General features: G+C 60.4%; 20 protein-coding genes and 1 pseudogene. 10 read left to right on the forward strand and 11 right to left on the reverse strand.

Going from position 1 to position 21,900, the window contains the following annotated elements; genetic code table 11:
- Position 1: 1 nt before the first annotated feature.
- The 6 genes and pseudogenes from mazG to AO353_RS02730 all read right to left on the reverse strand — a co-directional run bounded on the left by mazG (position 2) and on the right by AO353_RS02730 (position 7,265).
- Entirely contained in the window at positions 2–835 is an 834-nt protein-coding gene (gene mazG, locus AO353_RS02705) for a nucleoside triphosphate pyrophosphohydrolase (RefSeq protein WP_054593567.1), read from the reverse strand.
- A gap of 149 nt (positions 836–984) precedes the next feature.
- Entirely contained in the window at positions 985–3,228 is a 2,244-nt protein-coding gene (gene relA / locus AO353_RS02710) for a GTP diphosphokinase (RefSeq protein WP_054593568.1), read from the reverse strand.
- A gap of 122 nt (positions 3,229–3,350) precedes the next feature.
- A complete protein-coding gene (gene rlmD, locus AO353_RS02715; protein ID WP_054593569.1) occupies positions 3,351–4,703 on the reverse strand; it encodes a 23S rRNA (uracil(1939)-C(5))-methyltransferase RlmD in 1,353 nt (450 codons plus the stop codon).
- Positions 4,703–5,605 carry a cysteine synthase CysM gene (gene cysM, locus AO353_RS02720; RefSeq protein WP_054593570.1) on the reverse strand — a complete coding sequence of 301 codons (903 nt, stop codon included), beginning with the start codon at positions 5,603–5,605 and terminating at the stop codon, positions 4,703–4,705. Before cysM ends, rlmD begins: the two co-directional genes overlap by 1 nt.
- Positions 5,606–5,815: 210 nt before the next feature.
- Positions 5,816–6,514, reverse strand: a pseudogene (locus AO353_RS02725) (sensor histidine kinase); the annotation flags it as partial.
- 28 nt (positions 6,515–6,542) lie between these two features.
- Positions 6,543–7,265 carry a response regulator transcription factor gene (locus AO353_RS02730; RefSeq protein WP_054593571.1) on the reverse strand — a complete coding sequence of 241 codons (723 nt, stop codon included), beginning with the start codon at positions 7,263–7,265 and terminating at the stop codon, positions 6,543–6,545.
- A 217-nt stretch (positions 7,266–7,482) separates the two neighbouring features.
- Here AO353_RS02730 and AO353_RS02735 point away from each other — a divergent pair, with 217 nt between their 5' ends.
- The 4 genes from AO353_RS02735 (at position 7,483) to AO353_RS02750 (ending at position 12,209) form a co-directional block, all read left to right on the forward strand.
- Positions 7,483–10,233, forward strand: a complete 2,751-nt coding sequence (locus AO353_RS02735) for a response regulator (RefSeq protein WP_054593572.1) — start codon at positions 7,483–7,485, stop codon at positions 10,231–10,233.
- Between the two features lie 66 nt (positions 10,234–10,299).
- Positions 10,300–11,289 (forward strand): 2-hydroxyacid dehydrogenase, encoded by a 990-nt coding sequence (locus tag AO353_RS02740; protein WP_054593573.1) that lies wholly within the window; start codon positions 10,300–10,302, stop codon positions 11,287–11,289.
- 81 nt (positions 11,290–11,370) lie between these two features.
- The gene (locus AO353_RS02745; protein WP_054593574.1) at positions 11,371–11,805 is read left to right on the forward strand and encodes a hypothetical protein; all 435 of its coding nucleotides are present in this window, start codon (positions 11,371–11,373) and stop codon (positions 11,803–11,805) included.
- Positions 11,805–12,209 carry an META domain-containing protein gene (locus AO353_RS02750; protein WP_054593575.1) on the forward strand — a complete coding sequence of 135 codons (405 nt, stop codon included), beginning with the start codon at positions 11,805–11,807 and terminating at the stop codon, positions 12,207–12,209. The genes AO353_RS02745 and AO353_RS02750 overlap by 1 nt, the downstream gene beginning before the upstream one ends.
- A gap of 196 nt (positions 12,210–12,405) precedes the next feature.
- Here the strand turns inward: AO353_RS02750 and AO353_RS02755 are convergent, their stop codons facing one another.
- Positions 12,406–12,873, reverse strand: coding sequence for a TlpA disulfide reductase family protein (locus tag AO353_RS02755; RefSeq protein WP_054593576.1), 468 nt, complete (start codon positions 12,871–12,873; stop codon positions 12,406–12,408).
- Between the two features lie 116 nt (positions 12,874–12,989).
- On the opposite strand from AO353_RS02755, the gene arsC reads away from it, so the two are divergent.
- Genes arsC through AO353_RS02770 form a run of 3 tightly spaced genes read left to right on the forward strand, consistent with a single transcriptional unit; the run spans position 12,990 to position 14,363 of the window.
- On the forward strand, positions 12,990–13,343 hold the full coding sequence (gene arsC / locus AO353_RS02760) for an arsenate reductase (glutaredoxin) (RefSeq protein ID WP_054593577.1): 354 nt from the start codon (positions 12,990–12,992) through the stop codon (positions 13,341–13,343).
- Positions 13,340–13,936 carry an NAD(P)H:quinone oxidoreductase gene (gene wrbA / locus AO353_RS02765; protein WP_054593578.1) on the forward strand — a complete coding sequence of 199 codons (597 nt, stop codon included), beginning with the start codon at positions 13,340–13,342 and terminating at the stop codon, positions 13,934–13,936. The genes arsC and wrbA overlap by 4 nt, the downstream gene beginning before the upstream one ends.
- 1 nt (position 13,937) lies before the next feature.
- On the forward strand, positions 13,938–14,363 hold the full coding sequence (locus AO353_RS02770) for a DUF2069 domain-containing protein (protein ID WP_054593579.1): 426 nt from the start codon (positions 13,938–13,940) through the stop codon (positions 14,361–14,363).
- Positions 14,364–14,474: 111 nt separating this feature from the next.
- Here AO353_RS02770 and AO353_RS02775 read toward each other — a convergent pair whose 3' ends face one another.
- Positions 14,475–15,146: a DNA-3-methyladenine glycosylase I gene (locus tag AO353_RS02775; RefSeq protein WP_054593580.1), complete on the reverse strand. Its 672-nt coding sequence runs from the start codon at positions 15,144–15,146 to the stop codon at positions 14,475–14,477.
- A 67-nt stretch (positions 15,147–15,213) separates the two neighbouring features.
- Positions 15,214–16,038: a tRNA 2-thiocytidine(32) synthetase TtcA gene (ttcA, locus tag AO353_RS02780; RefSeq protein WP_054593581.1), complete on the reverse strand. Its 825-nt coding sequence runs from the start codon at positions 16,036–16,038 to the stop codon at positions 15,214–15,216.
- 436 nt (positions 16,039–16,474) lie between these two features.
- On the opposite strand from ttcA, the gene AO353_RS02785 reads away from it, so the two are divergent.
- Together AO353_RS02785 and AO353_RS02790 are read left to right on the forward strand one after the other, a co-directional pair.
- Entirely contained in the window at positions 16,475–17,077 is a 603-nt protein-coding gene (locus tag AO353_RS02785; protein ID WP_054593582.1) for a Yip1 family protein, read from the forward strand.
- A gap of 184 nt (positions 17,078–17,261) precedes the next feature.
- A complete protein-coding gene (locus AO353_RS02790; RefSeq protein ID WP_054593583.1) occupies positions 17,262–17,756 on the forward strand; it encodes a SprT family zinc-dependent metalloprotease in 495 nt (164 codons plus the stop codon).
- Positions 17,757–17,875: 119 nt separating this feature from the next.
- Here AO353_RS02790 and AO353_RS02795 read toward each other — a convergent pair whose 3' ends face one another.
- Both AO353_RS02795 and AO353_RS02800 read right to left on the reverse strand, forming a co-directional pair.
- Positions 17,876–19,057: a CaiB/BaiF CoA transferase family protein gene (locus AO353_RS02795; RefSeq protein WP_054593584.1), complete on the reverse strand. Its 1,182-nt coding sequence runs from the start codon at positions 19,055–19,057 to the stop codon at positions 17,876–17,878.
- Between the two features lie 145 nt (positions 19,058–19,202).
- The gene (locus AO353_RS02800; protein WP_054593585.1) at positions 19,203–20,537 is read right to left on the reverse strand and encodes a dicarboxylate/amino acid:cation symporter; all 1,335 of its coding nucleotides are present in this window, start codon (positions 20,535–20,537) and stop codon (positions 19,203–19,205) included.
- Positions 20,538–20,873: 336 nt separating this feature from the next.
- Here AO353_RS02800 and AO353_RS02805 point away from each other — a divergent pair, with 336 nt between their 5' ends.
- Positions 20,874–21,872: an AraC family transcriptional regulator gene (locus AO353_RS02805; RefSeq protein ID WP_054593586.1), complete on the forward strand. Its 999-nt coding sequence runs from the start codon at positions 20,874–20,876 to the stop codon at positions 21,870–21,872.
- Positions 21,873–21,900 lie beyond the last annotated feature (28 nt).

Genomic DNA, 21,900 nt, shown 5'->3' on the forward strand with positions numbered 1-21,900 from the left:
CTCAGCCGCAGCTGGGCAAATTCTTTTCCTGACGTTTGGCTTCGCCCCACAAGGCGTCCAACTCTTCGAGGGTGCAATCTTCTATGGGACGGCGGGTGTCGCGCAATGCCTGTTCGATAAATCGGAAGCGTCTTTCAAACTTGCTGTTGGCGCCACGCAATGCGCTTTCGGGATCGACCTTGAGGTGACGCGCCAGGTTGACCACTGAAAACAGCAGATCGCCGACTTCGTCACTGATCGCTGTCGCGTCGTTATCCGCCATGGCTTCGAGCACTTCATCAAGCTCTTCGCGGACTTTATCCAGCACCGGCAACGCGTCCGGCCAGTCGAAACCCACCTGCCCCGCACGCTTTTGCAGCTTGGCCGAACGGGACAACGCCGGCAGCGCCGCTGGCACATCGTCGAGCAAGGACAATTGTTCAGGGGCCTGGGACTTCTCGGCCCGCTCCTCGGCCTTGATCTCCTCCCAGCGCTGCTTGACCTGCTCCTCACTGAGGCGCGGGATATCCAGTGGTGCGTATAGATCGCCTGTCGGAAATACGTGGGGATGACGACGAATCAGTTTGCGGGTGATGCTGTCGACCACGCCGTCGAACTCGAAACGCCCTTCTTCCCGCGCCAGTTGGCTGTAATACACCACCTGGAACAGCAGATCGCCCAGCTCACCCTGCAAATGATCGAAGTCGCCACGCTCGATGGCATCAGCCACCTCGTAGGCTTCTTCCAGGGTATGCGGGACGATGGTCTGGTACGTTTGCTTGATATCCCACGGACAGCCGAACTGCGGATCCCGCAGGCGGTTCATCAGGTGTAGCAAGTCTTGAAGTGAATACATCTATCAATCTCTTCACACTGTAGGAGCAAAGCTAGCTCGTGATGGCGGCACGCATGACACACCGCTATCGCGAGCACGCTCAGCTCCTGCAAGGTCGGCGCCGTGCCAGGCAAATCGCTTTCGCGAGCCCGCCCCCACATTGATCACCGTCACGGGGTGCGGTTGCGCCGGGTTTCGATGATGTTCGGCAATTGGGAAATACGCCCCAACAACCGCCCCAATGCGTCCAGCCCCGGAATCTCGATGGTCAGGGACATCAACGCGGTGTTGTCCTCTTTGTTCGAGCGAGTGTTGACCGCCAGCACGTTGATCCGCTCGTTGAGCAGCACTTGCGACACGTCACGCAGCAGACCGGAACGGTCGTAGGCACGAATGATGATGTCCACCGGATAGGTCAACACCGGCACCGGGCCCCAGCTGACCTGGATGATCCGCTCAGGCTCGCGCCCGGCCAGCTGCAGCACCGAGGCGCAGTCCTGGCGGTGAATGCTGACGCCACGACCCTGAGTGATGTAGCCGACGATCGCATCGCCCGGCAACGGCTGGCAGCAGCCGGCCATTTGGGTCATCAGGTTGCCGACGCCCTGGATCTGGATGTCGCCGCGCTTGCCCGGCTTGTAGCCAGTGGCTTTGCGCGGAATCAGTTCCAGCTGTTCGTTGCCGCGTTCCGGCTCGACCAGTTGCTGCGCCAGGTTGACCAGTTGCGCCAGGCGCAAATCGCCGGCACCTAACGCGGCAAACATGTCCTCGGCGGTTTTCATGTTGGCCTTGTCGGCCAGCTTTTCGAAATCCACCTGCGGCAGACCGAGGCGATTGAGTTCGCGCTCGAACAGGGTTTTACCGGCCGCGACGTTCTGGTCACGCGCCTGCAACTTGAACCAGTGAACGATTTTTGCCCGCGCTCGCGAGGTGGTGATGTAACCCAGGTTCGGGTTCAGCCAGTCGCGGCTCGGCGTGCCGTGCTTGCTGGTGATGATCTCGACCTGCTCACCGGTCTGCAGGCTGTAGTTGAGCGGAACGATCCGCCCGTTGATCTTCGCACCCCGGCAGTTGTGACCGATTTCGGTGTGTACGCGGTAGGCGAAGTCCAGCGGTGTGGCGCCTTTTGGCAAGTCGATCGCATGACCGTCGGGGGTGAAGATGTACACCCGATCCGGCTCGATATCGACCCGCAGCTGTTCCGCCAGACCACCGATATCGCCCAGCTCTTCGTGCCACTCGAGCACCTGACGCAGCCAGGAGATTTTCTCTTCGTAGTGATTGGAGCCGGATTTGACGTCGGTGCCCTTGTAGCGCCAGTGCGCGCAAACGCCCAGCTCGGCCTCTTCGTGCATCGCGTGGGTGCGGATCTGTACTTCCAGCACCTTGCCTTCAGGACCGATGACCGCAGTGTGCAGCGAGCGGTAGCCGTTCTCTTTCGGGTTGGCGATGTAGTCGTCGAACTCTTTCGGGATGTGCCGCCACAAGGTGTGGACGATGCCCAGCGCGGTGTAGCAGTCGCGCATTTCCGGCACCAGCACGCGCACCGCACGCACGTCGTAGATCTGGCTGAATTCCAGACCCTTGCGCTGCATTTTGCGCCAGATCGAATAGATGTGTTTGGCCCGGCCGCTGATGTCGGCATCGACGCCGGTGGCCTGCAATTCGGCCTGCAACTGGTTCATCACATCACTGATGAACCGCTCGCGATCAAGGCGCCGCTCATGCAGCAACTTGGCGATCTGCTTGTATTGGTCAGGCTCCAGGTAACGGAAGGACAAGTCCTCCAGCTCCCATTTGATATGACCGATGCCAAGACGGTGAGCCAGCGGCGCATAGATGTCGAAGACTTCCCGGGCGACCCGGTTGCGCTTTTCGTCATCGGCGGTTTTCACCGCTCGGATCGCGCAGGTGCGCTCGGCCAGTTTGATCAGCGCGACGCGGACGTCGTCGACCATGGCCACGAGCATCTTGCGCAGGTTTTCCACCTGGCCCTGAGAGCCCAGCACCAACGATTGGCGCGGGCTCAGGCTAGCGCTGATCGCTGCCATGCGCTGCACGCCATCGATCAGTTTGGCGACCACCGGACCAAAGCGCTGGCTGACGGCCGGCAGCTGGATATGGCCTTCGCGTACGCCACGGTAAAGAATTGCCGCGACCAGCGAATCCTGATCGAGCTTGAGGTCGGCGAGGATCTCTGCGATCTCAAGGCCCGTACGAAAACTCGACGTGCCTTCGGCCCAGAGATTCTTCGCCGCTTTGTCTTGCTGTTCGGCCTGACGAGCGAACTCGCAGGCTTCTTTCAAGGCTTCGCGATCCAGTGCCGGATCGACACTGACCGCATGATCGAGCCAAGCCTCGAGATTGATACTGCCGTCGGTATTGATCGGCTGGTGTGCTCTCACCTGTACCATCTTGCTTACCTTCCCTACGACGCAGATTCAATGCGTCAAATCGCTGACCTTCGTTGCTCATGCGCCCTTGCCGGGCTGAACGGCTGATGCATGAGCGGTCTGGTCGGACCAGACGAGCCATCCTAGCTCGCTTCAAATAACGCCATGGCCTCGACATGTGCCGTCTGAGGAAACATATCGAGGATCCCGGCACGTTTTAACCGGTAGCCCTGCTTGATCAGTTCGACCGTGTCGCGGGCCAAAGTTGCCGGGTTGCACGACACATAAACCAAGCGCTTGGCACCCAGTGATGCGAGTGTGCGCACCACCTCGAAAGCACCGTCGCGCGGTGGGTCCAAGAGTACCGCAGAAAAGCCCTCGCTGGCCCATTTGGCATCAGCCAAAGGCTGGGATAAATCGGCCTGAAAAAACTTCGCGTTATGCAGATTGTTGCTAGCGGCATTCGCAGCGGCGCGCTCGACCATGGCCTGCACACCTTCCACCGCTACCACTTCACGGACTTTCTGCGCCAGCGGCAAGGCAAAGTTACCCAAGCCACAGAACAGATCGAGCACGCGTTCGTCAGCGGCAGGCTTCAGCCATTCCAGCGCCTGGGCGACCATCGCTTCATTGACCCCGGCATTCACCTGAATGAAGTCACCCGGGCGATACGCCAGTTCAAGATCCCATTGCTCAAGTCGGTAACCCAACGCCTGATCGGCATCGACCGGTTGCGGCTCGCCTTCGCCATGCAGCCACAATTGGGCGTCATGGAATGCGCAGAATTCCTTGAGAATGCTCAGGTCGTTTTCAGACAGTGGCGCCATGTGCCGCAACAACAAGGCCAGGGATGAACCGGCGAACAATTCCACATGACCCAACGCTTGAGGCTTGCTCAAACGCCTGAGCATTTCCGGCAAGCCACTCATGATCGGCTGCAAGGGCTGTACCAGCACCGGGCAATCGTTGATACCGACGATATCCTGGCTGCCGGCGGCACGAAAACCGACTTCGAGTTTTTTCGTCTTCACGTTCCAACGCACCGCCACCCGGGCGCGACGTCGGTAGGCGAACTCAGGACCGCTCAAGGGCTCCGCCCACTGCTCGGGTTCGACACCCGCTACCCGCGACAACTGCTCGGCGAGCATGCGCTGTTTCAGGGCGAGTTGTTCGCTGTGGGGCAGATGCTGCACGCTGCAACCACCGCAGCGCCCGGCATGGGCGCACGGTGCCGGACGACGCAATTGATTGGCGACGAAAACGCGCTCGGTGCGTGCCTCGACAACTTTGCCGTGGGCACCCAGGACGCGCGCCTCGACTTCTTCACCAGCCAAAGCACCGATGACGAACCAGGTACGACCTTCGAAAAACGCGATACCGCGACCGTCATTGGCCAGACGCTCGATGCTCAAGCGCTGCTTTTTGCCGGTCGGGACTTGCGGGGCCTTGCTGCCGCCAGTGGGTTGGAAGCGCAGGCCTCTCTCTTGCTTGGCCATCAGTTGGGTGCGTCGAAAATGCCGGTCGACAAGTAACGGTCGCCACGGTCACAAATGATCGCGACCATCACCGCATTTTCGACTTCTTTGGACAGGCGCAGCATCGCGGCTACAGCACCACCCGAGGACACGCCACAGAAGATCCCTTCTTCGCGCGCCAGACGACGGGTCACGTCTTCGGCTTCGCTTTGGGCCATGTCGACGATCCGGTCAACCCGATCGGCTTGATAGATCTTCGGCAGGTATTCCTGCGGCCAGCGACGGATACCCGGAATCGCCGAGCCTTCCATCGGTTGCAGGCCGACGATCTGCACCGCCGGATTCTGTTCTTTCAGGTAACGCGAGACACCCATGATGGTGCCCGTGGTGCCCATGGAACTGATGAAATGAGTAATGGTGCCCTGGGTCTGGCGCCAGATTTCCGGGCCGGTACCGGTGTAATGCGCCTCGGGGTTGTCGCCGTTGGCGAACTGGTCGAGCACCTTGCCGCGACCCTCAGCCTGCATCCGCTCGGCGAGGTCGCGAGCACCTTCCATGCCCTCTTCCTGGCTGACCAGAATCAGCTCCGCGCCATAAGCGGTCATCGCAGCCTTGCGTTCAGCGCTGGAGTTGTCAGGCATGATCAGGATCATCTTGTAACCCTTGATCGCCGCGGCCATGGCCAGGGCAATCCCGGTGTTGCCGGAGGTCGCCTCGATCAGCGTATCGCCAGCATGGATCTGCCCACGCAACTCGGCACGGGTAATCATCGACAGCGCCGGACGGTCCTTGACCGAACCCGCCGGGTTATTACCCTCGAGCTTGAGCAGCAGGGTGTTGCTGGTGGCGCCGGGCAGGCGCTGCAAACGAACCAGCGGAGTGTTGCCGACGCAATCGGCGATGGTTGGGTACTGCAAGGTCATGGCGTATTCGCAATCCAGACTGCGGGGGCGACCATCATACCGGCAAACGTGCGCAGGCCATATCACGCAAAGTGTGGTGCTTATGGCTAATGGGAATAAGCGCTGGTTTTGACTCAGATCGTTACCACGCTCTGCGTGGGAATGCAGCCCGTGGCGCTCTGCGCCACATGCGCCCAGATGCGGGATGCAGAGCGTCCCTAGAGGCATTCATTAATGAGCCAACAACCGCATATTCAGCCGCAACCCCTGCCCCGTGTTCTCCGCCCACAAGCGCCCGCCCTGACGCTGCACCGCGTTGCGCGCGATGCTTAGGCCCAAGCCAAAGCCGCCATTGCCGGGGCGTGAGCCGTCGAGTCGGGTGAACGGGTCGAACATACGCTCGAGATCGTCTTCGGCGACACCGCCGCCCTGATCTTCGAGCCACAGCAGCCAGTAATTGCCGTCGCGCTGCCCATCGAGGCGCACGCTGCCACCGACCGGAGAATAGCGGATGGCGTTGCGCAGGATGTTTTCCAGTGCCTGGGCCAAGGTATTCAGGTGGCCGCGAACCCAGCACGAAGCCGCCACCGCGCAGTGCAGTTGCCCGGCGGGCCAAGCGCTTTCATAACAGGCGTTTTCCGTGAGCATTTCCCACAGCGCCTGTATCTGGATCGCCTCATCCGGTAATGCCGAGCACTCCGTGTCGAGCCAGGCCAGTTGCAGAGTGTCCTCTATCAGCCGTTGCATGCCATCGACTTCGCGACCAATGCGCTCGCGTAGTTGCAGCAGGTCCTCTTCACTTTCGCTGGCCACCCGCAGACGGCTCAACGGTGTGCGCAGTTCATGAGACAAGTCGCGTAGCAGTTGCTGCTGCACAGCCACGGGGCTTTGCCGGCGTTCGGACATTTGATCGAAAGCGCGGACCTGTTCATCCCGGTTGTTCAAAGGCGTCACCCGGTCAGACCCTCTCATCAACGGCACTCATTACATAGCCCTTGCCCCACACGGTGCGCACTTCGCGTTCGCCGTAGCCGATGGTCTTGAGTTTTCGGCGAATCTGGCTGATGTGCATGTCCAGGCTGCGGTCGTGGGGCGCGTAGCCGCGCTGCAACACCTGCTGATAAAGGAAGGCCTTGCCGAGCACTTCATCGCCATTGCGGTTCAGGGTTTCCAGCAGCCGGTATTCGCTGCGAGTCAGCCCGGCCCACTGCTCAGCATAATGAACATCACACTGTTCATCATCGAAACGCAGGTTGTGAACGTCGCCGTTGAACGCTGGCGACGTATGTCGCCGGTCCAGGGCCACCCGCCGCAGGATAGCTTCGATGCGTACCCGCAACTCGGCCATGCTGAAAGGCTTGGGCAGGTAGTCATCGGCCCCCAGACGAAAACCGCTGATGCGATCCGCTTCGGCGCCCAGTGCCGACATCAGCAGCACCGGGGTGGAATCGCGAGTCCGCAGGTCGGTCAATACCGCCAGGCCATCCATGCCTGGCAGCACAATATCCATCAGCACGATATCGAAGGTCTGCTCGCGAGCAATCGCCAACCCGTCCTCGCCGTTCTGGCACCAGGTCACCTGAAAACCACAGCGCCCCAGATGTTCATGAACATGTGCCCCCACTACAAGGTCGTCTTCAATCGCCAGGACACGCGGGGGGACAACGGATACGGGAGTCATTAGCTTCTGCTAGTCATTCTCAATCACTGATTATTCTAGATTGCCCGGCAGTGAGCAACCCGTGACTCTCGTCGCGGCTCCCGGTAACGTTCAAACCGTCACAAAGCTCTGGATAATTTGCCGGGATTGCCTGCCAGCAAATCGCTACACTGCGCGGGTAGCGCGTGCCGGATGCACGCACGGTCATCTATAAACAGCGTGATAGCAGGAGAGTGACGTGCTGAAGAAACTGGGGATCAAAGGTCGCGTATTGTTGTTGACCTTGTTGCCGACCAGCCTGATGGCCTTGGTTCTGGGCGGCTACTTCACCTGGATGCAACAGTCCGACCTGCAAACCCAACTTCTGCAACGCGGCGAAATGATCGCCGAACAGCTCGCCCCTCTGGTCGCCCCGGCCATGGGCCACAAAAATGACGACTTGCTGGAGCGCATCGCGACCCAGTCACTGGAGCAACCGGACGTGCGCGCCGTGTCGTTCCTGGCGCCGGACCGCACGCAACTGGCGCACGCCGGGCCGCTGATGCTCAACCAGCCGCCCACCGGCGAAAGCGCGCATATGCTGCAACGCACCGGCAACGACGCCACCCGTTACCTGCTGCCGGTGTTTGGCAGGCATCGCAACCTGGCCGGCGAGCTGATCCCCGATGAATCCGATCGCTTGCTGGGCTGGGTCGAGCTGGAACTCTCCCACAACGGCATGTTGCTGCGCGGTTATCGCAGCCTGTTCGCCAGCGTGCTGTTGATCGCCGCAGGTCTGGTCGGCACCGCGCTGCTGGCATTGCGTATGGGTCGCACCATCAATACACCGCTGAACCTGATCAAGCAGGCCGTGGCACAACTCAAGGAGGGTCATCTCGAAACCCGCCTGCCCCCGCTTGGCAGCCAGGAGCTGGATGAACTGGCCTCGGGTATCAACCGCATGGCCAGTACCCTGCAAAACGCCCAGGAAGAACTGCAGCACAGCATCGATCAGGCCACCGAAGACGTCCGGCAGAACCTCGAAACCATCGAGATCCAGAACATCGAGCTGGATCTGGCGCGCAAGGAAGCCCTGGAAGCGAGCCGGATCAAGTCCGAGTTCCTCGCCAACATGAGCCACGAGATTCGTACGCCGCTCAACGGCATCCTCGGTTTCACCCACTTGCTGCAAAAAAGCGAACTGACGCCGCGTCAGCTCGACTACCTGGGCACGATCGAAAAGTCCGCCGACAGCCTGCTGGGAATCATCAACGAGATTCTCGACTTCTCGAAAATCGAGGCCGGCAAATTGGTACTCGACAGTATTCCGTTCAACCTGCGCGATCTGCTCCAGGACACCCTGACCATCCTCGCCCCGGCCGCCCACGCCAAACAGCTCGAACTGGTCAGCCTGGTGTACCGCGACACCCCGCTGTCGCTGGTCGGTGACCCGCTGCGGCTCAAGCAGATCCTTACCAACCTTGTGAGTAACGCGATCAAGTTCACCCGCGAAGGCACCATCGTCGCCCGCGCCATGCTTGAAGAAGAACACGAAGACAGCGTGCAACTGCGCATCAGCATTCAGGACACTGGTATCGGCCTGTCGAATCAGGACGTACGCGCGTTGTTTCAGGCCTTCAGCCAGGCCGACAATTCATTGTCGCGGCAACCGGGCGGCACCGGTCTGGGGCTGGTGATTTCCAAGCGTCTGATCGAGCAGATGGGCGGCGAGATTGGGGTCGACAGCACGCCGGGCGAAGGCTCGGAATTCTGGGTCAGCCTGAGCCTGCCAAAAACCCGCGACGATGCCGAAGACCTGCCAGGACCACCGTTGCTCGGACGCCGCGTTGCGGTGCTGGAAAACCACGAACTGGCACGCCAGGCCTTGCAGCATCAACTGGAAGACTGTGGCCTTGAAGTGACCCCGTTCAACACCCTCGAAAGCCTGACCAATGGCGTCACCGGCGCACACCAGACCGAGCAGGCGATCGACCTTGCCGTGCTCGGCATCACCTCCAACGACATGCCGCCGGAGCGGCTGAATCAGCATATCTGGGACCTCGAGCACCTGGGTTGCAAAGTGCTGGTGCTGTGCCCGACCACCGAACAGACGCTGTTCCATCTCTCGGTGCCCAACCCTCACAGCCAATTGCAGGCCAAACCGGCCTGCACCCGCAAGTTGCGACGTGCGCTGTCGGATCTGGTCAACCCGCGTCAGTTACGCAATGAACCGGGCGAACCAATTTCCAGCCGCGCGCCCAAAGTACTCTGCGTCGACGATAACCCGGCCAACCTGCTGCTGGTACAGACGCTGCTCGAAGACATGGGTGCCAAGGTACTGGCAGTCGAAAGCGGTTACGCAGCGGTCAAGGCCGTGCAGACCGAAGCCTTCGATCTGGTGCTGATGGACGTGCAGATGCCAGGTATGGATGGACGCCAAAGCACCGAGGCGATTCGCCAATGGGAAAGCGAACGGCATTGCACACCACTGCCGATTGTCGCCCTCACCGCACACGCGATGGCCAACGAAAAACGCGCCTTGCTGCAAAGCGGCATGGACGATTACCTGACCAAACCGATCAGCGAACGCCAGCTGGCGCAGGTGGTGTTGAAGTGGACCGGGCTGGCCCTGCGTAACCACGGTCCGGAGCGGGCCGACGTTTATGGCAACAACAGCGACCTGCTGGTACTCGATCCCGATGAAGGCCTGCGCCTGGCGGCCGGCAAAGCCGATCTGGCGGCCGACATGCTGGCGATGTTGCTGGCCTCACTGGAAGCCGATCGCGAGGCGATTCGCGTCGCCCGTGAAAGCAATGACCAGAATGCCCTGATCGAACGGGTCCACCGCCTGCACGGGGCGACACGCTATTGCGGCGTTCCGCAGTTGCGTGCGGCCTGTCAGCGCAGTGAAACCCTGCTCAAGCAACAAGACCCCAAAGCGGTCGTGGCGCTGGAAGAGCTTGAGCGGGCGATCAACCGCCTGGCCTCGCAAGCGCGTATCGGCGCTTGACCCAGCGCAATGGCGCGGCGGGTGTTGAGGGGTAAACTCAGCGCACTCGAGCACAAGGATGACGCCATGCGTACGATTCTCTTCAGCAGCCAGACATACGACCGCGAGAGTTTTCTCGCAGCCAAAGTGCCCGCAGGTATCGAGTTGCACTTCCAGCCTGCGCGCCTGAGTCTGGATACGGCGGCGCTGGCCGAGCGGCATGAAGTGGTCTGCGCCTTTATCAATGACGACCTGAGTGCGCCGGTACTTGAACGACTGGCCGCAGGCGGTACGCGCCTGATAGCCCTGCGCTCGGCCGGTTACAACCACGTTGACCTGGCGTGCGCGAAACGCCTGGGTTTGAGCATCGTCCGCGTGCCGGCCTACTCGCCCCACGCCGTGGCCGAGCACGCGGTGGCGTTGATCCTGGCCCTGAACCGACGCCTTTACCGCGCCTACAACCGGACCCGCGAAGGCGATTTCAGCCTGCACGGGCTGACCGGATTCGACCTGTTCGGCAAGACCGTCGGCGTGGTCGGCACCGGCCAGATCGGCGCCGTCTTCGCGAAAATCATGACCGGGTTTGGCTGCAAGCTGCTGGCTTACGACCCCTTCCCCAATCCGCAAGTCCAGGCGCTCGGTGTCCGTTACCTGCCGTTACCTGAGCTGTTGGCCGAAGCGCAGATCATCAGCCTGCACTGCCCGCTGACCGCCGATAGCAAACACCTGATCAACAGCCAGTCGCTGGCACATCTGCAGCCCGGCGCCATGCTGATCAACACCGGGCGTGGCGGACTGGTGGACACACCCGCGCTGATCGACGCACTGAAAAGCGGTCAATTGGGGTATCTGGGGCTGGACGTCTATGAAGAAGAAGCCCAACTGTTCTTCGAGGACCGCTCCGACCGGCCGCTGCAAGACGACGTGTTGGCGCGGCTATTGACCTTCCCTAACGTGATCATCACCGCACACCAGGCGTTCCTGACCCACGAAGCATTGGCCGCAATTGCCATGACCACCTTGCAGAACATCACCGATTGGGCCGCTGGCACACCTCACAATCAGGTCGAAAGCTGATTTGGTCTGATCGAAGGTCGCAACCATGGGCCATGCCCGGTTCTTTCGCGTGCTAGCATACCGCGCATATTTGGAGGACCCATGGTCGAACACGATTTCCGCTACAGCCTGATGAACCCGCAACACACCCTGACCGAATGCCGCGCGCTGACACCGGGGCGTTATCAAGTCACCGGCAACGGCGGCTCGATACGCGCCGATGACGTGTTGTTGGTCACCCTCAAAGGCAGCAAGGACTTGTCCATGCGCCTGACCGTTGAAAACGTTCGTCACCTGCTCAAACCCATGGGCCAGTGGGTTGCCGTGGCCAGTGGTCCGGTGTTTGGTGAACTGGCGATCCACAACTGGCAAGTGAACTGCGACAGCTGCGCCAAAGAACTGAAATTCGAGTTCGCGGTCGACGCCAAGCTGGGCAACAAGGCCGAAAAACCGGCTGCCACCGCACGGATTGCCGAACTGGGCTGGACCACCGCCAGCGAGAAGCACCTGTGCCCGAAATGCCAGGAGCCCGTGTAATGAAACACCTCGTTCTGGCCGCCATGGCAGGTGCCAGCCTGCTGGGTTGCGCCGCTGAGCCGGTGCAACTGCAGCAGGATCGCAGCTATGTGCTGGAGTGGATCGGCGAACGCCCGCTGATCGACTACAGCCACCTGACCATCACCCTGGGTGAAGACGGTCGCGCTTATGGCAATGGTGGCTGCAACCACTGGTTCGCGCCCTACACGCTGGACGGCGACAAACTGAGCTTCGGCAAAGTCGGCAGCACCCGCAAAATGTGCGCACCGGCCTTGATGGAACAGGAAAAACGCTTCCTGCAAGCGCTGGAAACCGTACAGCGCTGGGACATCTCGCCAATCGAGCAAATGCGCTTCTGGCCCGCCGAAGGCAAGCCGCTACGCTGGTGGCTTGAAGAAGGCTAAACCCCTCGATTGCTCCTGTGGCGAGGGGGCTTGTCGGAACGCCGCACCGCCCCGTTGGGCTGCGAAGCAGCCCTGAAACCTGCTATTTCATTTCGTCAGGCACGCCGCATTACTCGATTCTACGACTGCTTTGCCCGAGCGCGGACCGGCCGGCGGGAGCAAGCTCCCTCGCCGCAGGTGGGTGCTCGGCCCGTCGTCAATTCGTCGCCTGCAACACCTTGAGCTTCGCCATCACCCCCGCCGCCGTCTGCTCTCCCATCAACTGCTCACGCACCTTGCCCTTGTCATCGATGATGTAAGTCACCGGCAGCGCCTCGCTGCGTGGCAATTCGAAGCGGTCGGCCGGATCCTGGGCCAGCACGGTGAACGTGATCCCGAGCTTTTCACTGGCGCTCTTGAGTTCTTCGCCCTGCACATTGTCGAAATTGACCCCGAACACACTGATCTTCTGACCTTTGAGCTGTTCAGCCAACACGTTCAATTGCGGAATTTCGGTACGGCACGGGCTACACCACTCGGCCCAGTAATTAAGCACAAACCATCGGCCATCCAACCGCTCGGACGCTACTTTCTGTCCCAACTGATCGGTGCCGTAGTCATAGCCGCAGCCGCCAAGCAGCAAGGTTGCGAAGAGGGTCAATGCTGCTGTCAGTCGCCTTGTCATGGGATCATCCTTACTCAAAAAAACAGGTTCTGCTGCGACCCATCGCCTCCCAAGGTTCAGGACTGCTCGCTGCACAGGTAGAATAGCCGCCACCTTACGCAAGATGCGAACCGCACATGACCGATCTGACGCTTTATCACAACCCGCGCTGCTCGAAATCCCGCGGTGCGCTGGAACTGCTGGAAGCCCGTGGCCTGACTCCAACCGTGGTCCGCTACCTGGAAACCCCGCTGAACGCCGCGCAGCTGCAAAGCTTGCTGGGCAAACTCGGCATCAGCGCCCGCCAATTGCTGCGCACCGGCGAAGACGAATTCAAAGCCCTGAACCTGGCCGACAGCAGCCTGAGCGAAGCGCAATTGATCGCCGCCATCGCCGAACATCCAAAACTCATGGAACGACCGATTCTCGAAGTCGGTGACAAAGCCGTCATCGGCCGTCCGATAGAGAACCTGCTGGAGATTCTGCCGTGAGTACGCCGTACATTCTGGTTCTGTATTACAGCCGCAGCGGCTCGACCAATGAAATGGCCCGACAGATTGCCCGTGGCGTTGAACAGGCCGGGATGGAAGCGCGCCTGCGCACGGTGCCGGCGATCTCCAGCGAATGCGAGGCGGTGTCGCCGGACATTCCCTACGAGGGCGCGCTGTACGCCAGCCTCGACGACCTGAAAAACTGTGCGGGCCTGGCCCTTGGCAGCCCGACCCGCTTCGGCAACATGGCAGCGCCGCTGAAGTACTTCCTCGACGGCACCAGCAACCTGTGGCTGACCGGCGCACTGGTGGGCAAACCGGCCGGGGTCTTCACCTCGACGGCCAGCCTGCACGGCGGCCAGGAAACCACCTTGCTGTCGATGATGTTGCCATTGCTGCACCACGGCATGCTGATCACCGGCCTGCCCTACAGCGAATCGGCATTGCTCGAGACCCGCGGTGGCGGCACGCCTTACGGCGCCAGCCATCACGCCGGTGCTGACGGCAAAAGCGGCTTGAACGAGCATGAAGTCGCCTTGTGCCGGGCCTTGGGTCTGCGCTTGGCGAAAACCGCCCTGAAACTGGAGCGCTAACGTGGCCAAAAAGCCGAAGGTTCTGCCCTCCATCGATTGGCTCGAACCGCGAGTTCGGGCGATGCGCGTCATCAGCCTGCTGTGCTACTTCGGCCTGGCGGGATTACTCTGCGCCTATTACCTGCTGATCGCCGACCTGCATGGTGCACGGCCGTGGGTCATCCTGCTGATTGAACTGGTGCCCTTGTTGGTGCTGGCACCAGGCATGCTCAGCGGCAGCGCGCGCGGGCATTCATGGATGTGTTTTGTGGTGAACCTGTATTTCATCAAGGGCGCGACCGCCGCGTTCGACCCGAATCGACAGGTGTTTGGTCTGCTGGAAATGGCCGCGAGCCTGGCAGTGTTCTGCTCGGCACTGCTGTATGTGCGCTGGCGGTTCCAGTTGAACCGTAAGCTGGCTGGCGAAGGCGAGATCTCCGTCGCCTGACAGGACGCCATCGCGGGCAAGAGCTAGGCGCCCCCCCTGCTCCTACGGTTTTGTGTCGTACCCACTAAAACCGTAGGAGCAAAGCTTGCTCGCGATGAAGGCGACACGGCCTCAATGATTGACGGTGTAAGCCAACATCATCGATATCTGACACATCGGCCGGCCGCTCTCGGCGTGCCATTGGTTGAAGGCGTTCTGCACCGTCGCCAGATCGCGCAGGCTGGTCGGCACCTTGTCGATGATCTGTTGCGCATTCAACGCCGCGACCACGTCATAGCTCGGCACGAAGGTGTCCTTGCCGATCATCCGCAAAAACCGTGGTGCCGATAACCCGCCCAATTGATGCCCGTGTTTGGCCAGGTACTTCCACAGGCCAACGATGTCGGTCACCGGCCATTCGGCGATCAACTCGCCGAAGCTGCCCTTCTCTTTCGCCACGTCCAGGATGAACTGCGCATTGCGCGGCACGCTCTTGAGCTTGCCCAGGTGGCGGATGATCCGTGCGTCCTGCATCAGTCGCTCAAGGTGCTCGGCGCCCATCAGCACGACCTTTTCTGGATCGAACCCGAAGAACACTTCTTCGAATGCCGGCCACTTGGCGTCCACCAGGCTGTGCTTGAGGCCTGCGCGAAAGACCCGCAATGCCAAGGTCGACAGGTAGCGATCATCGCTGATCTGGCGCAGTTGTGCCGGGGTCTTGGGTACGGGCAGATGGGCTTCCAGTTCGGCTGCCGAACCAAAACGGTTCAGACAGTATTCGTGCAGCCACTTGTAATCGCGCATGCCCTCTCCTGAGCAATGAAATAAAAACGGCGCCCGCGAGCGCCGTTAAGTCAGAACGGTCCAGCAATCAGAGATTCACCACGTTCACAAAACGCGACGCAGCGGTTTCGTCGATACGCAGGTTGGTGAAGTCGAACAGGTTACGGTCCGCCAACTGCGACGGAATGACGTTCTGCAAACCGCGGAAAATGCTTTCGGTGCGGCCCGGCGTCTTGCGTTCCCACTCCTGAAGCATTTCCTTGACCACCTGACGCTGCAGGTTTTCCTGGGAGCCGCAGAGGTTGCACGGGATGATCGGGAACTGCTTGAAGTCCGAGTAAGCCTGAATGTCTTTCTCGTTACAGTAGGCCAGCGGGCGGATCACTACGTTACGGCCGTCGTCGGCACGCAACTTCGGCGGCATGGCCTTGAGCGAGCCGTTGTAGAACATGTTCAGGAAAAACGTCTCGACGATGTCGTCGCGGTGATGACCGAGGGCCATTTTGGTCGCGCCGATTTCGTCGGCGAAGGTGTAGAGCGTGCCGCGACGCAGGCGCGAGCACAACGAGCAAGTGGTCTTGCCTTCTGGCACCAGTTCCTTGACCACCGAGTAGGTGTCCTTTTCGACGATGTGGTATTCCACACCCAGCTCTTTCAGATAAGCCGGCAGCACATGCTCAGGGAAACCCGGCTGCTTCTGGTCCATGTTCACCGCGACGATCTCGAACTTGATCGGCGCCACCTTCTGCAGGTGCATCAGCACGTCGAGCATGGTGTAGCTGTCTTTGCCGCCGGACAGGCAGACCATGACCTTGTCGCCGTCTTCGATCATGTTGTAATCGGCGACGGCTTCACCGGCCTGTCGACGTAGACGTTTCTGCAGTTTGTTCTGGTTGACCGAAAGAGTGCCCATGGCGCTTGAAATCCGCGAGGTGTGACGAAAGGCCGACATTTTACGCAAAAACCCTTCGGGGGCGAAGAGCCTGGAGTCCGCGCTTTGTCTGACTTGAGCATACCCCTGTGGCGAGGGAGCTTGCTCCCGTTCGACTGCGCAGCAGTCGTAAAACCTGCTGCTACGGTTGCGCTGAAAAAACGAAGTGTCTGTATTGGGGCCGCTTCGCGCCCCAGCGGGAGCAAGCTCCCTCGCCACAGGGGCGATACCCAGATCGAGCAGCAATTAACCCCGGCTTTTACAGCGCGATTTGCTCTAAAGCCCCCCCACCTGTGACAGCCAGTACTTTCTATACTGCGTCATAAGGTCGCGCGCATTTCAGACCTCTACTTACTTGGCCGCTGGCCCGTAGGCGCTCCGCTGGGGGGCGATAGCAATCACGAAGGAGTGACTGACTATGATCCATCACGTCGTGGGGCTTTTCACCCACCCTGATCAAGAATGGAAAGAAATCCGTGGCGACCAAGAGGAAAGTATCAGCCACATGTACCTCACCCACACGCTGATTCTGGCGGCAATACCGGCTATTTCGGCGTTTATCGGTACCACCAAGGTCGGCTGGGTCATCGGTAGCCGCGCGCCGGTCATGCTGACCCAGGAAAGCGCACTCTGGATGACCATCATGTCGTACCTGGCGATGCTCGGCGGGGTTGCGGTGATGGGCGCGTTCATTCACTGGATGGCTCGCACCTATGACGCCAGCCCGAGCCTGGCGCGCTGTGTCGCGTTTGCCACCTACACTGCCACGCCACTGTTCATCGGCGGTCTGGCGGCGCTGTATCCGCACATGTGGCTGGGCATGGTCGTTGGCACTGCAGCCATCTGCTACACCGTGTACCTGCTGTACGTGGGGCTACCGACCTTCATGAACATTCCGTCGGACGAAGGTTTTCTGTTCTCAAGTTCAGTGCTTGCCGTAGGGTTGGTGGTGCTGGTGGCGATCATGGCATTCACCGTGATTGTCTGGGGCCTGGGCGTTGGCCCGGTCTATACCAACTAGAATCGGTAACTTAAACGGGCAAATGAAGCGGGCGAAGGACGCTGCCTATATAACAAACAGGGATCTGCCAACACAGGCCGCCGCAAGGCGGCCTTCTCTATTGCGCGACGACCATTCGGCGCCTGGGCGATTCGCAATGAGCACGGTTTGCAGCATACTCGACGCCTCTGGAGATCCGCCAAGAATGCCTCAGCAACTCAATTCCCGCGTCGAAGAGTGTTTCCAACAAGCCGAATCTTTTTTCAAGCGACCTTTCAAACGCCCGGTGGTCAGCCTCAAGTTGCGCGGCCAGAAGGCCGGCGTAGCGCACCTGCATGAAAACCTGCTGCGCTTCAATCCGCAGCTGTACCGGGAAAACGCCGAAGACTTCCTCAAACAGACCGTGGCTCACGAAGTCGCGCACCTGATCGCCCATCAACTGTTCGGCGACCGCATACAGCCGCATGGCGAAGAATGGCAATTGATCATGCGCGGGGTGTACGAACTGCCGCCCAACCGCTGCCACACCTACGCCATCAAACGCCGCAGCGTGACCCGCTACATCTACCGCTGCCCCTGCGCCAACAGCGATTTCCCGTTCTCGGCCCAGCGCCATAGCCTGGTGCGTCAAGGACGACGGTATTTGTGCCGGCGTTGCCGGCAGACGCTGGTGTTTACCGGTGAGTCGCGGGTCGAGTAGCGGGATGTGTGGCGTCCATACCGACACCATCGCGAGCAAGCTCGCTCCCACATTGGATTTGCGTCGCTCACAAATCCCCTGTGGGAGCGAGCCTGCTCGCGATGGCTCCCTGACCGGCGCTAAATAACCACCCTGGCGCGCCGCAACGCTTCAATCCGCTCAGCGCTATACCCCAACTCACCCAACACCTGATCGGTATGCTCACCCAACGCCGCGCCGATATGTCGTGGCTCCGGCAAGCCCTCTGAAAATTTCAACGGACAAGCCATCTGCGCCTGCGCGGTGCCGTCTCCGCGTGGTACCTGGGTGACCAGATCCCGAGCCTTCAACTGCGGGTGCTCGACCGCCTCAGCCAGGCTCAGCACCGGCTCAACGCAAGCATCGAGCCCGGCAAACAGCGTGCAGAGTTCGGCAAAGTCATGTTTTTCGAATTCGATCTGAAACGCCAGCTTGAGCGCCTTTTGCTGCTCGGGGACAGGCGACAAACCCAGTACCGCCAGTTCCGGCTGACCCAGCGCCGTGCACAGCTGCTGCATGAAGTCCGGTTCCAGGCTGCCGACAGACATCCAGCGACCATCGCGAGTGCGGTAATAGTCGTAGAAGCTGCCGCCATTGAGCATCTGATCTTCACGCCCCGGTGTGACGCCACAAGCCAGATACCCCGCGCCGGCCATGGCGTTCAGGCTGAATGCGCAATCGGTCATGCTCACGTCCAGGTGTTGCCCCTGGCCACTGTGCTCACGGGCAATCACCGCCGCCAGCAGGCCGATCACCCCATGCAGCGAACCACCGGCAATGTCCGCGACCTGAACGCCCAACGGCAACGGCCCGCTATCCTCGTGCCCCGTATAGCTGGACACGCCGGCCAGTGACAGATAGTTGATGTCGTGACCGGCGCGGTCCTTGTAGGGGCCCGTCTGGCCGTAGCCGGTGATCGAGACGTAAATCAGCCGCGGATTGATCGCCTTCAGGGCCTCATACCCCAGCCCCAGGCGCTCCATCACTCCCGGGCGAAACTGCTCGAGGAGGATGTCATGGTCCTGCAGCAGTTGCTTGACCACTTCCAGCGCTGCCGGCTGCTTGAGGTCCAGCGCCAGGCTGCGCTTGTTGCGATTGAGGTAGGCGTGGCTGGCAGAAGTACCCTGATCGTGGGGTGGCAGAACCCGCACCAGATCCATCCGGGTCGGCGATTCGATCCGCAGCACCTCGGCCCCCATGTCCGCCAGCAACAGCGAGGCGAACGGCCCCGGCAACAGCGTCGAAAAATCCAGAACCTTGAGTGATGCCAGTGGGCCTTGCATGGTCATTCTCCGTCAGCGATACCTAAAGCCTAGGCAGCCGATGACCTGGCAGCAATCACCTTAACCATCAGCCGGACTGACCTTTGCGCTCAAACCTGCGGCAATAAAAAACCCGCCGAAGCGGGTTTTTCATCAACTCGAAGAATTACTTCACCGAAGTCGGGGCTGGGCTTTCAGCCACATGCGCATCGTCTTCGCCATGCGTATTGGTGATTGCGCGACCACCGGAAGCCAGTTCCTCATGCATCTGGTCGACATCCAGCTCTTTGACCCACTTGGCCACGACCAGGGTGGCAACCGCGTTCCCCACCAGGTTGGTCAGGGCGCGGGCTTCGGACATGAAGCGGTCGATACCCAGGATCAGTGCCAGACCGGCAACCGGCAGGTGACCGACCGCCGACAGGGTGGCGGCCAGCACGATGAAGCCGCTACCGGTCACACCGGCGGCGCCTTTGGAGGACAGCAGCAGCACAACCAGCAAGGTGATCTGGTGAGTGATGTCCATGTGGGTGTCGGTCGCCTGAGCGATGAACACCGCAGCCATGGTCAGGTAGATGGCAGTCCCGTCGAGGTTGAACGAGTAACCGGTCGGGATCACCAGACCCACGACGGATTTCTTCGCACCCAGACGCTCCATCTTGATCAGCATGCGTGGCAGTACCGATTCCGAAGAGGAAGTACCCAGCACGATCAGCAGCTCTTCACGGATGTAGCGAATCACTTTCAGCACGCTGAAACCGTGAGCGCGCGCGATGCCGCCGAGCACGACCAGAATGAACACCACGCACGTGATGTAGAAGCACGCCATCAACTGACCCAGTTGCACCAGCGAGCCAACGCCGTAGGCACCGATGGTGAAAGCCATGGCGCCCAGGGCACCGATTGGCGCGAGCTTCATGATCATGTTGATGATGTTGAACATCACGTGGGCGAAGCGATCGATGAAGTCCAGGATTGGCTTGCCGTAGGCACCCAGGCGATGCAGGGCGAAACCGAAGATCACCGAGAACATCAGCACTTGCAGGATATCGCCGTTGGCGAACGCACCGACGATGGTGGCCGGTATGATGTTCAGGAGGAAGCCAACGACGCTTTGATCCGCACCGGCAGCGACATAAGCAGCCACTTTGGAAGCATCCAGGGTGCTGACATCGATGTGCATGCCATTACCTGGCTGCACGATGTTGACCACCACCAGACCCACCAGCAGCGCGATGGTCGAAACGATTTCGAAGTACAACAGCGCGTAACCGCCGGTCTTGCCCACCGATTTCATGTTCTGCATGCCCGCGATACCGCTGACCACGGTGCAGAAGATGATCGGTGCGATGACCATTTTGATCAGTTTGATGAACCCGTCACCCAGTGGCTTCAGTGCCACGGCGGTTTGCGGGTAGTAGTGACCGAGCGCGATGCCGATAGCGATGGCAATGATCACCTGGAAATACAGGGATTTGTACAGTGGCTGACGAGTCGTCATTACAAAGTTCCTCAAGAGCACCGCGCTGCAATCAATCATCTGACGCAGACGACACCTAAAGTGCGAACCCTCCTGCACCGGAGGGATTTGTTTTGTCGAGCTGCGCGCTGGCAGACCTCTCACCCTTATCGCAAAGCCCGTGCCACCTTGCCAAAATCGTCCAAAAGCCTTTTGCCATCAGGGTTGCCGGGGTTCCTTCATCCCTTGACCACCCGACCGGGGTGGCGGATTTCCGCCCACCAACCGGCTCTCGTCCTACAATTTGGCGGATATCCGCCTTGTCCCGCCACCAGGCCGTGGCTAAGATCCGCCACTCAATGGACGGATCAGACCCCAATGCGCGAACGTACCATCGCCAGTCATTTTGCTCGTGCGGCCCTCGGTGGCGCGCGCCGACGCGGCTATGACTATTCGGGTCTGTTGCAACAGCTGGGGATCAGCGTCGAATTGCTCGACGAACCTCGCGCCAGGATCGCGCCCGAACAGTTCACCAGCCTGCTGCAAGGGCTCTGGCAAGCGCTGGATGACGAATACCTGGGCTTTGCCCGCGGCCCAAGCAAACGTGGCACCTTCGCCATGATGTGCCATGCCTTGATTCACTGCCGCACGCTCGAGAAAGCACTCAGTCGCGGCTTATTATTTTATAGCCTATTCCCCGACGCTCCGCGCCTGACCCTGACCCGCGAAGGTGAAATGGTGCGTTTGAGCCTGGATGATTCTCAGCTGTGGGACCCGGATCACTTTTTCAGCGAATGTCAGCTGGTGATCTGGCATCGACTGGGCAGTTGGCTGATCGGTCAGCGCATTCGCCTGGAACAGGCCTGTTTCAGCTACCCGAAACCCGAGCACGCTGCCGAGTACGACCTGTTGTTCCCCTGCCCGATGGTGTTTTCGGCCGAGCAAAGCAGCCTGTTGTTCCACAGCCGTTACCTGCAGATGCCGTTGTTGCAGGACGAACGTACCCTCAAGCATTTCCTCGAACGCTCGCCCGCCGATCTGCTATCGCGCCCGGATGACGGCGATAGCCTCAGCAGCCAGTTACGCCGCCTGCTCAGCCGCGACAGTGCGCGCTGGCCAGACCTGGAAGCGGTTGCCGCACACCTGCACATCAGCCCGCAGACCTTGCGTCGGCACTTGCGTGAAGAGGGTTCGAGTTTTCAGGAATTGAAAGACCAACTGCGCCGCGACATCGCGATTTATCACCTCAGCCGTGCCGACCTGTCGTTGCAACAGATTGCCGAACAGCTGGGATTCTCCGAGCCGTCGGCGTTTCACCGGGCGTTCAAGAAGTGGACCGGGTTGACGCCTGGCGCTTATCGCGCACAAGAGAATTAAGATCAAAAGATCGCAGCCACACCGCCAT

It is taken from the genome of Pseudomonas fluorescens, assembly GCF_001307155.1.
Lineage (GTDB): Bacteria > Pseudomonadota > Gammaproteobacteria > Pseudomonadales > Pseudomonadaceae > Aquipseudomonas > Aquipseudomonas helvetica.

What these genes read in the sequence shown, in the direction of transcription:
- ttcA (WP_054593581.1), bottom strand. Translation starts at nt 16,038, where the DNA reads ATGGGCACTCTTTCGGTCAACCAGAACAAACTGCAGAAACGTCTACGT.
- cysM (WP_054593570.1), bottom strand. Translation starts at nt 5,605, where the DNA reads ATGACCTTGCAGTACCCAACCATCGCCGATTGCGTCGGCAACACTCCG.
- AO353_RS02800 (WP_054593585.1), bottom strand. Translation starts at nt 20,537, where the DNA reads ATGACGACTCGTCAGCCACTGTACAAATCCCTGTATTTCCAGGTGATC.
- AO353_RS02740 (WP_054593573.1), top strand. Translation starts at nt 10,300, where the DNA reads ATGCGTACGATTCTCTTCAGCAGCCAGACATACGACCGCGAGAGTTTT.
- AO353_RS02755 (WP_054593576.1), bottom strand. Translation starts at nt 12,873, where the DNA reads ATGACAAGGCGACTGACAGCAGCATTGACCCTCTTCGCAACCTTGCTG.
- arsC (WP_054593577.1), top strand. Translation starts at nt 12,990, where the DNA reads ATGACCGATCTGACGCTTTATCACAACCCGCGCTGCTCGAAATCCCGC.
- AO353_RS02790 (WP_054593583.1), top strand. Translation starts at nt 17,262, where the DNA reads ATGCCTCAGCAACTCAATTCCCGCGTCGAAGAGTGTTTCCAACAAGCC.
- AO353_RS02805 (WP_054593586.1), top strand. Translation starts at nt 20,874, where the DNA reads ATGCGCGAACGTACCATCGCCAGTCATTTTGCTCGTGCGGCCCTCGGT.
- AO353_RS02795 (WP_054593584.1), bottom strand. Translation starts at nt 19,057, where the DNA reads ATGCAAGGCCCACTGGCATCACTCAAGGTTCTGGATTTTTCGACGCTG.
- AO353_RS02750 (WP_054593575.1), top strand. Translation starts at nt 11,805, where the DNA reads ATGAAACACCTCGTTCTGGCCGCCATGGCAGGTGCCAGCCTGCTGGGT.
- rlmD (WP_054593569.1), bottom strand. Translation starts at nt 4,703, where the DNA reads ATGGCCAAGCAAGAGAGAGGCCTGCGCTTCCAACCCACTGGCGGCAGC.
- AO353_RS02745 (WP_054593574.1), top strand. Translation starts at nt 11,371, where the DNA reads ATGGTCGAACACGATTTCCGCTACAGCCTGATGAACCCGCAACACACC.
- relA (WP_054593568.1), bottom strand. Translation starts at nt 3,228, where the DNA reads ATGGTACAGGTGAGAGCACACCAGCCGATCAATACCGACGGCAGTATC.
- mazG (WP_054593567.1), bottom strand. Translation starts at nt 835, where the DNA reads ATGTATTCACTTCAAGACTTGCTACACCTGATGAACCGCCTGCGGGAT.
- AO353_RS02730 (WP_054593571.1), bottom strand. Translation starts at nt 7,265, where the DNA reads ATGACTCCCGTATCCGTTGTCCCCCCGCGTGTCCTGGCGATTGAAGAC.
- AO353_RS02775 (WP_054593580.1), bottom strand. Translation starts at nt 15,146, where the DNA reads ATGCGCGATTACAAGTGGCTGCACGAATACTGTCTGAACCGTTTTGGT.
- AO353_RS02785 (WP_054593582.1), top strand. Translation starts at nt 16,475, where the DNA reads ATGATCCATCACGTCGTGGGGCTTTTCACCCACCCTGATCAAGAATGG.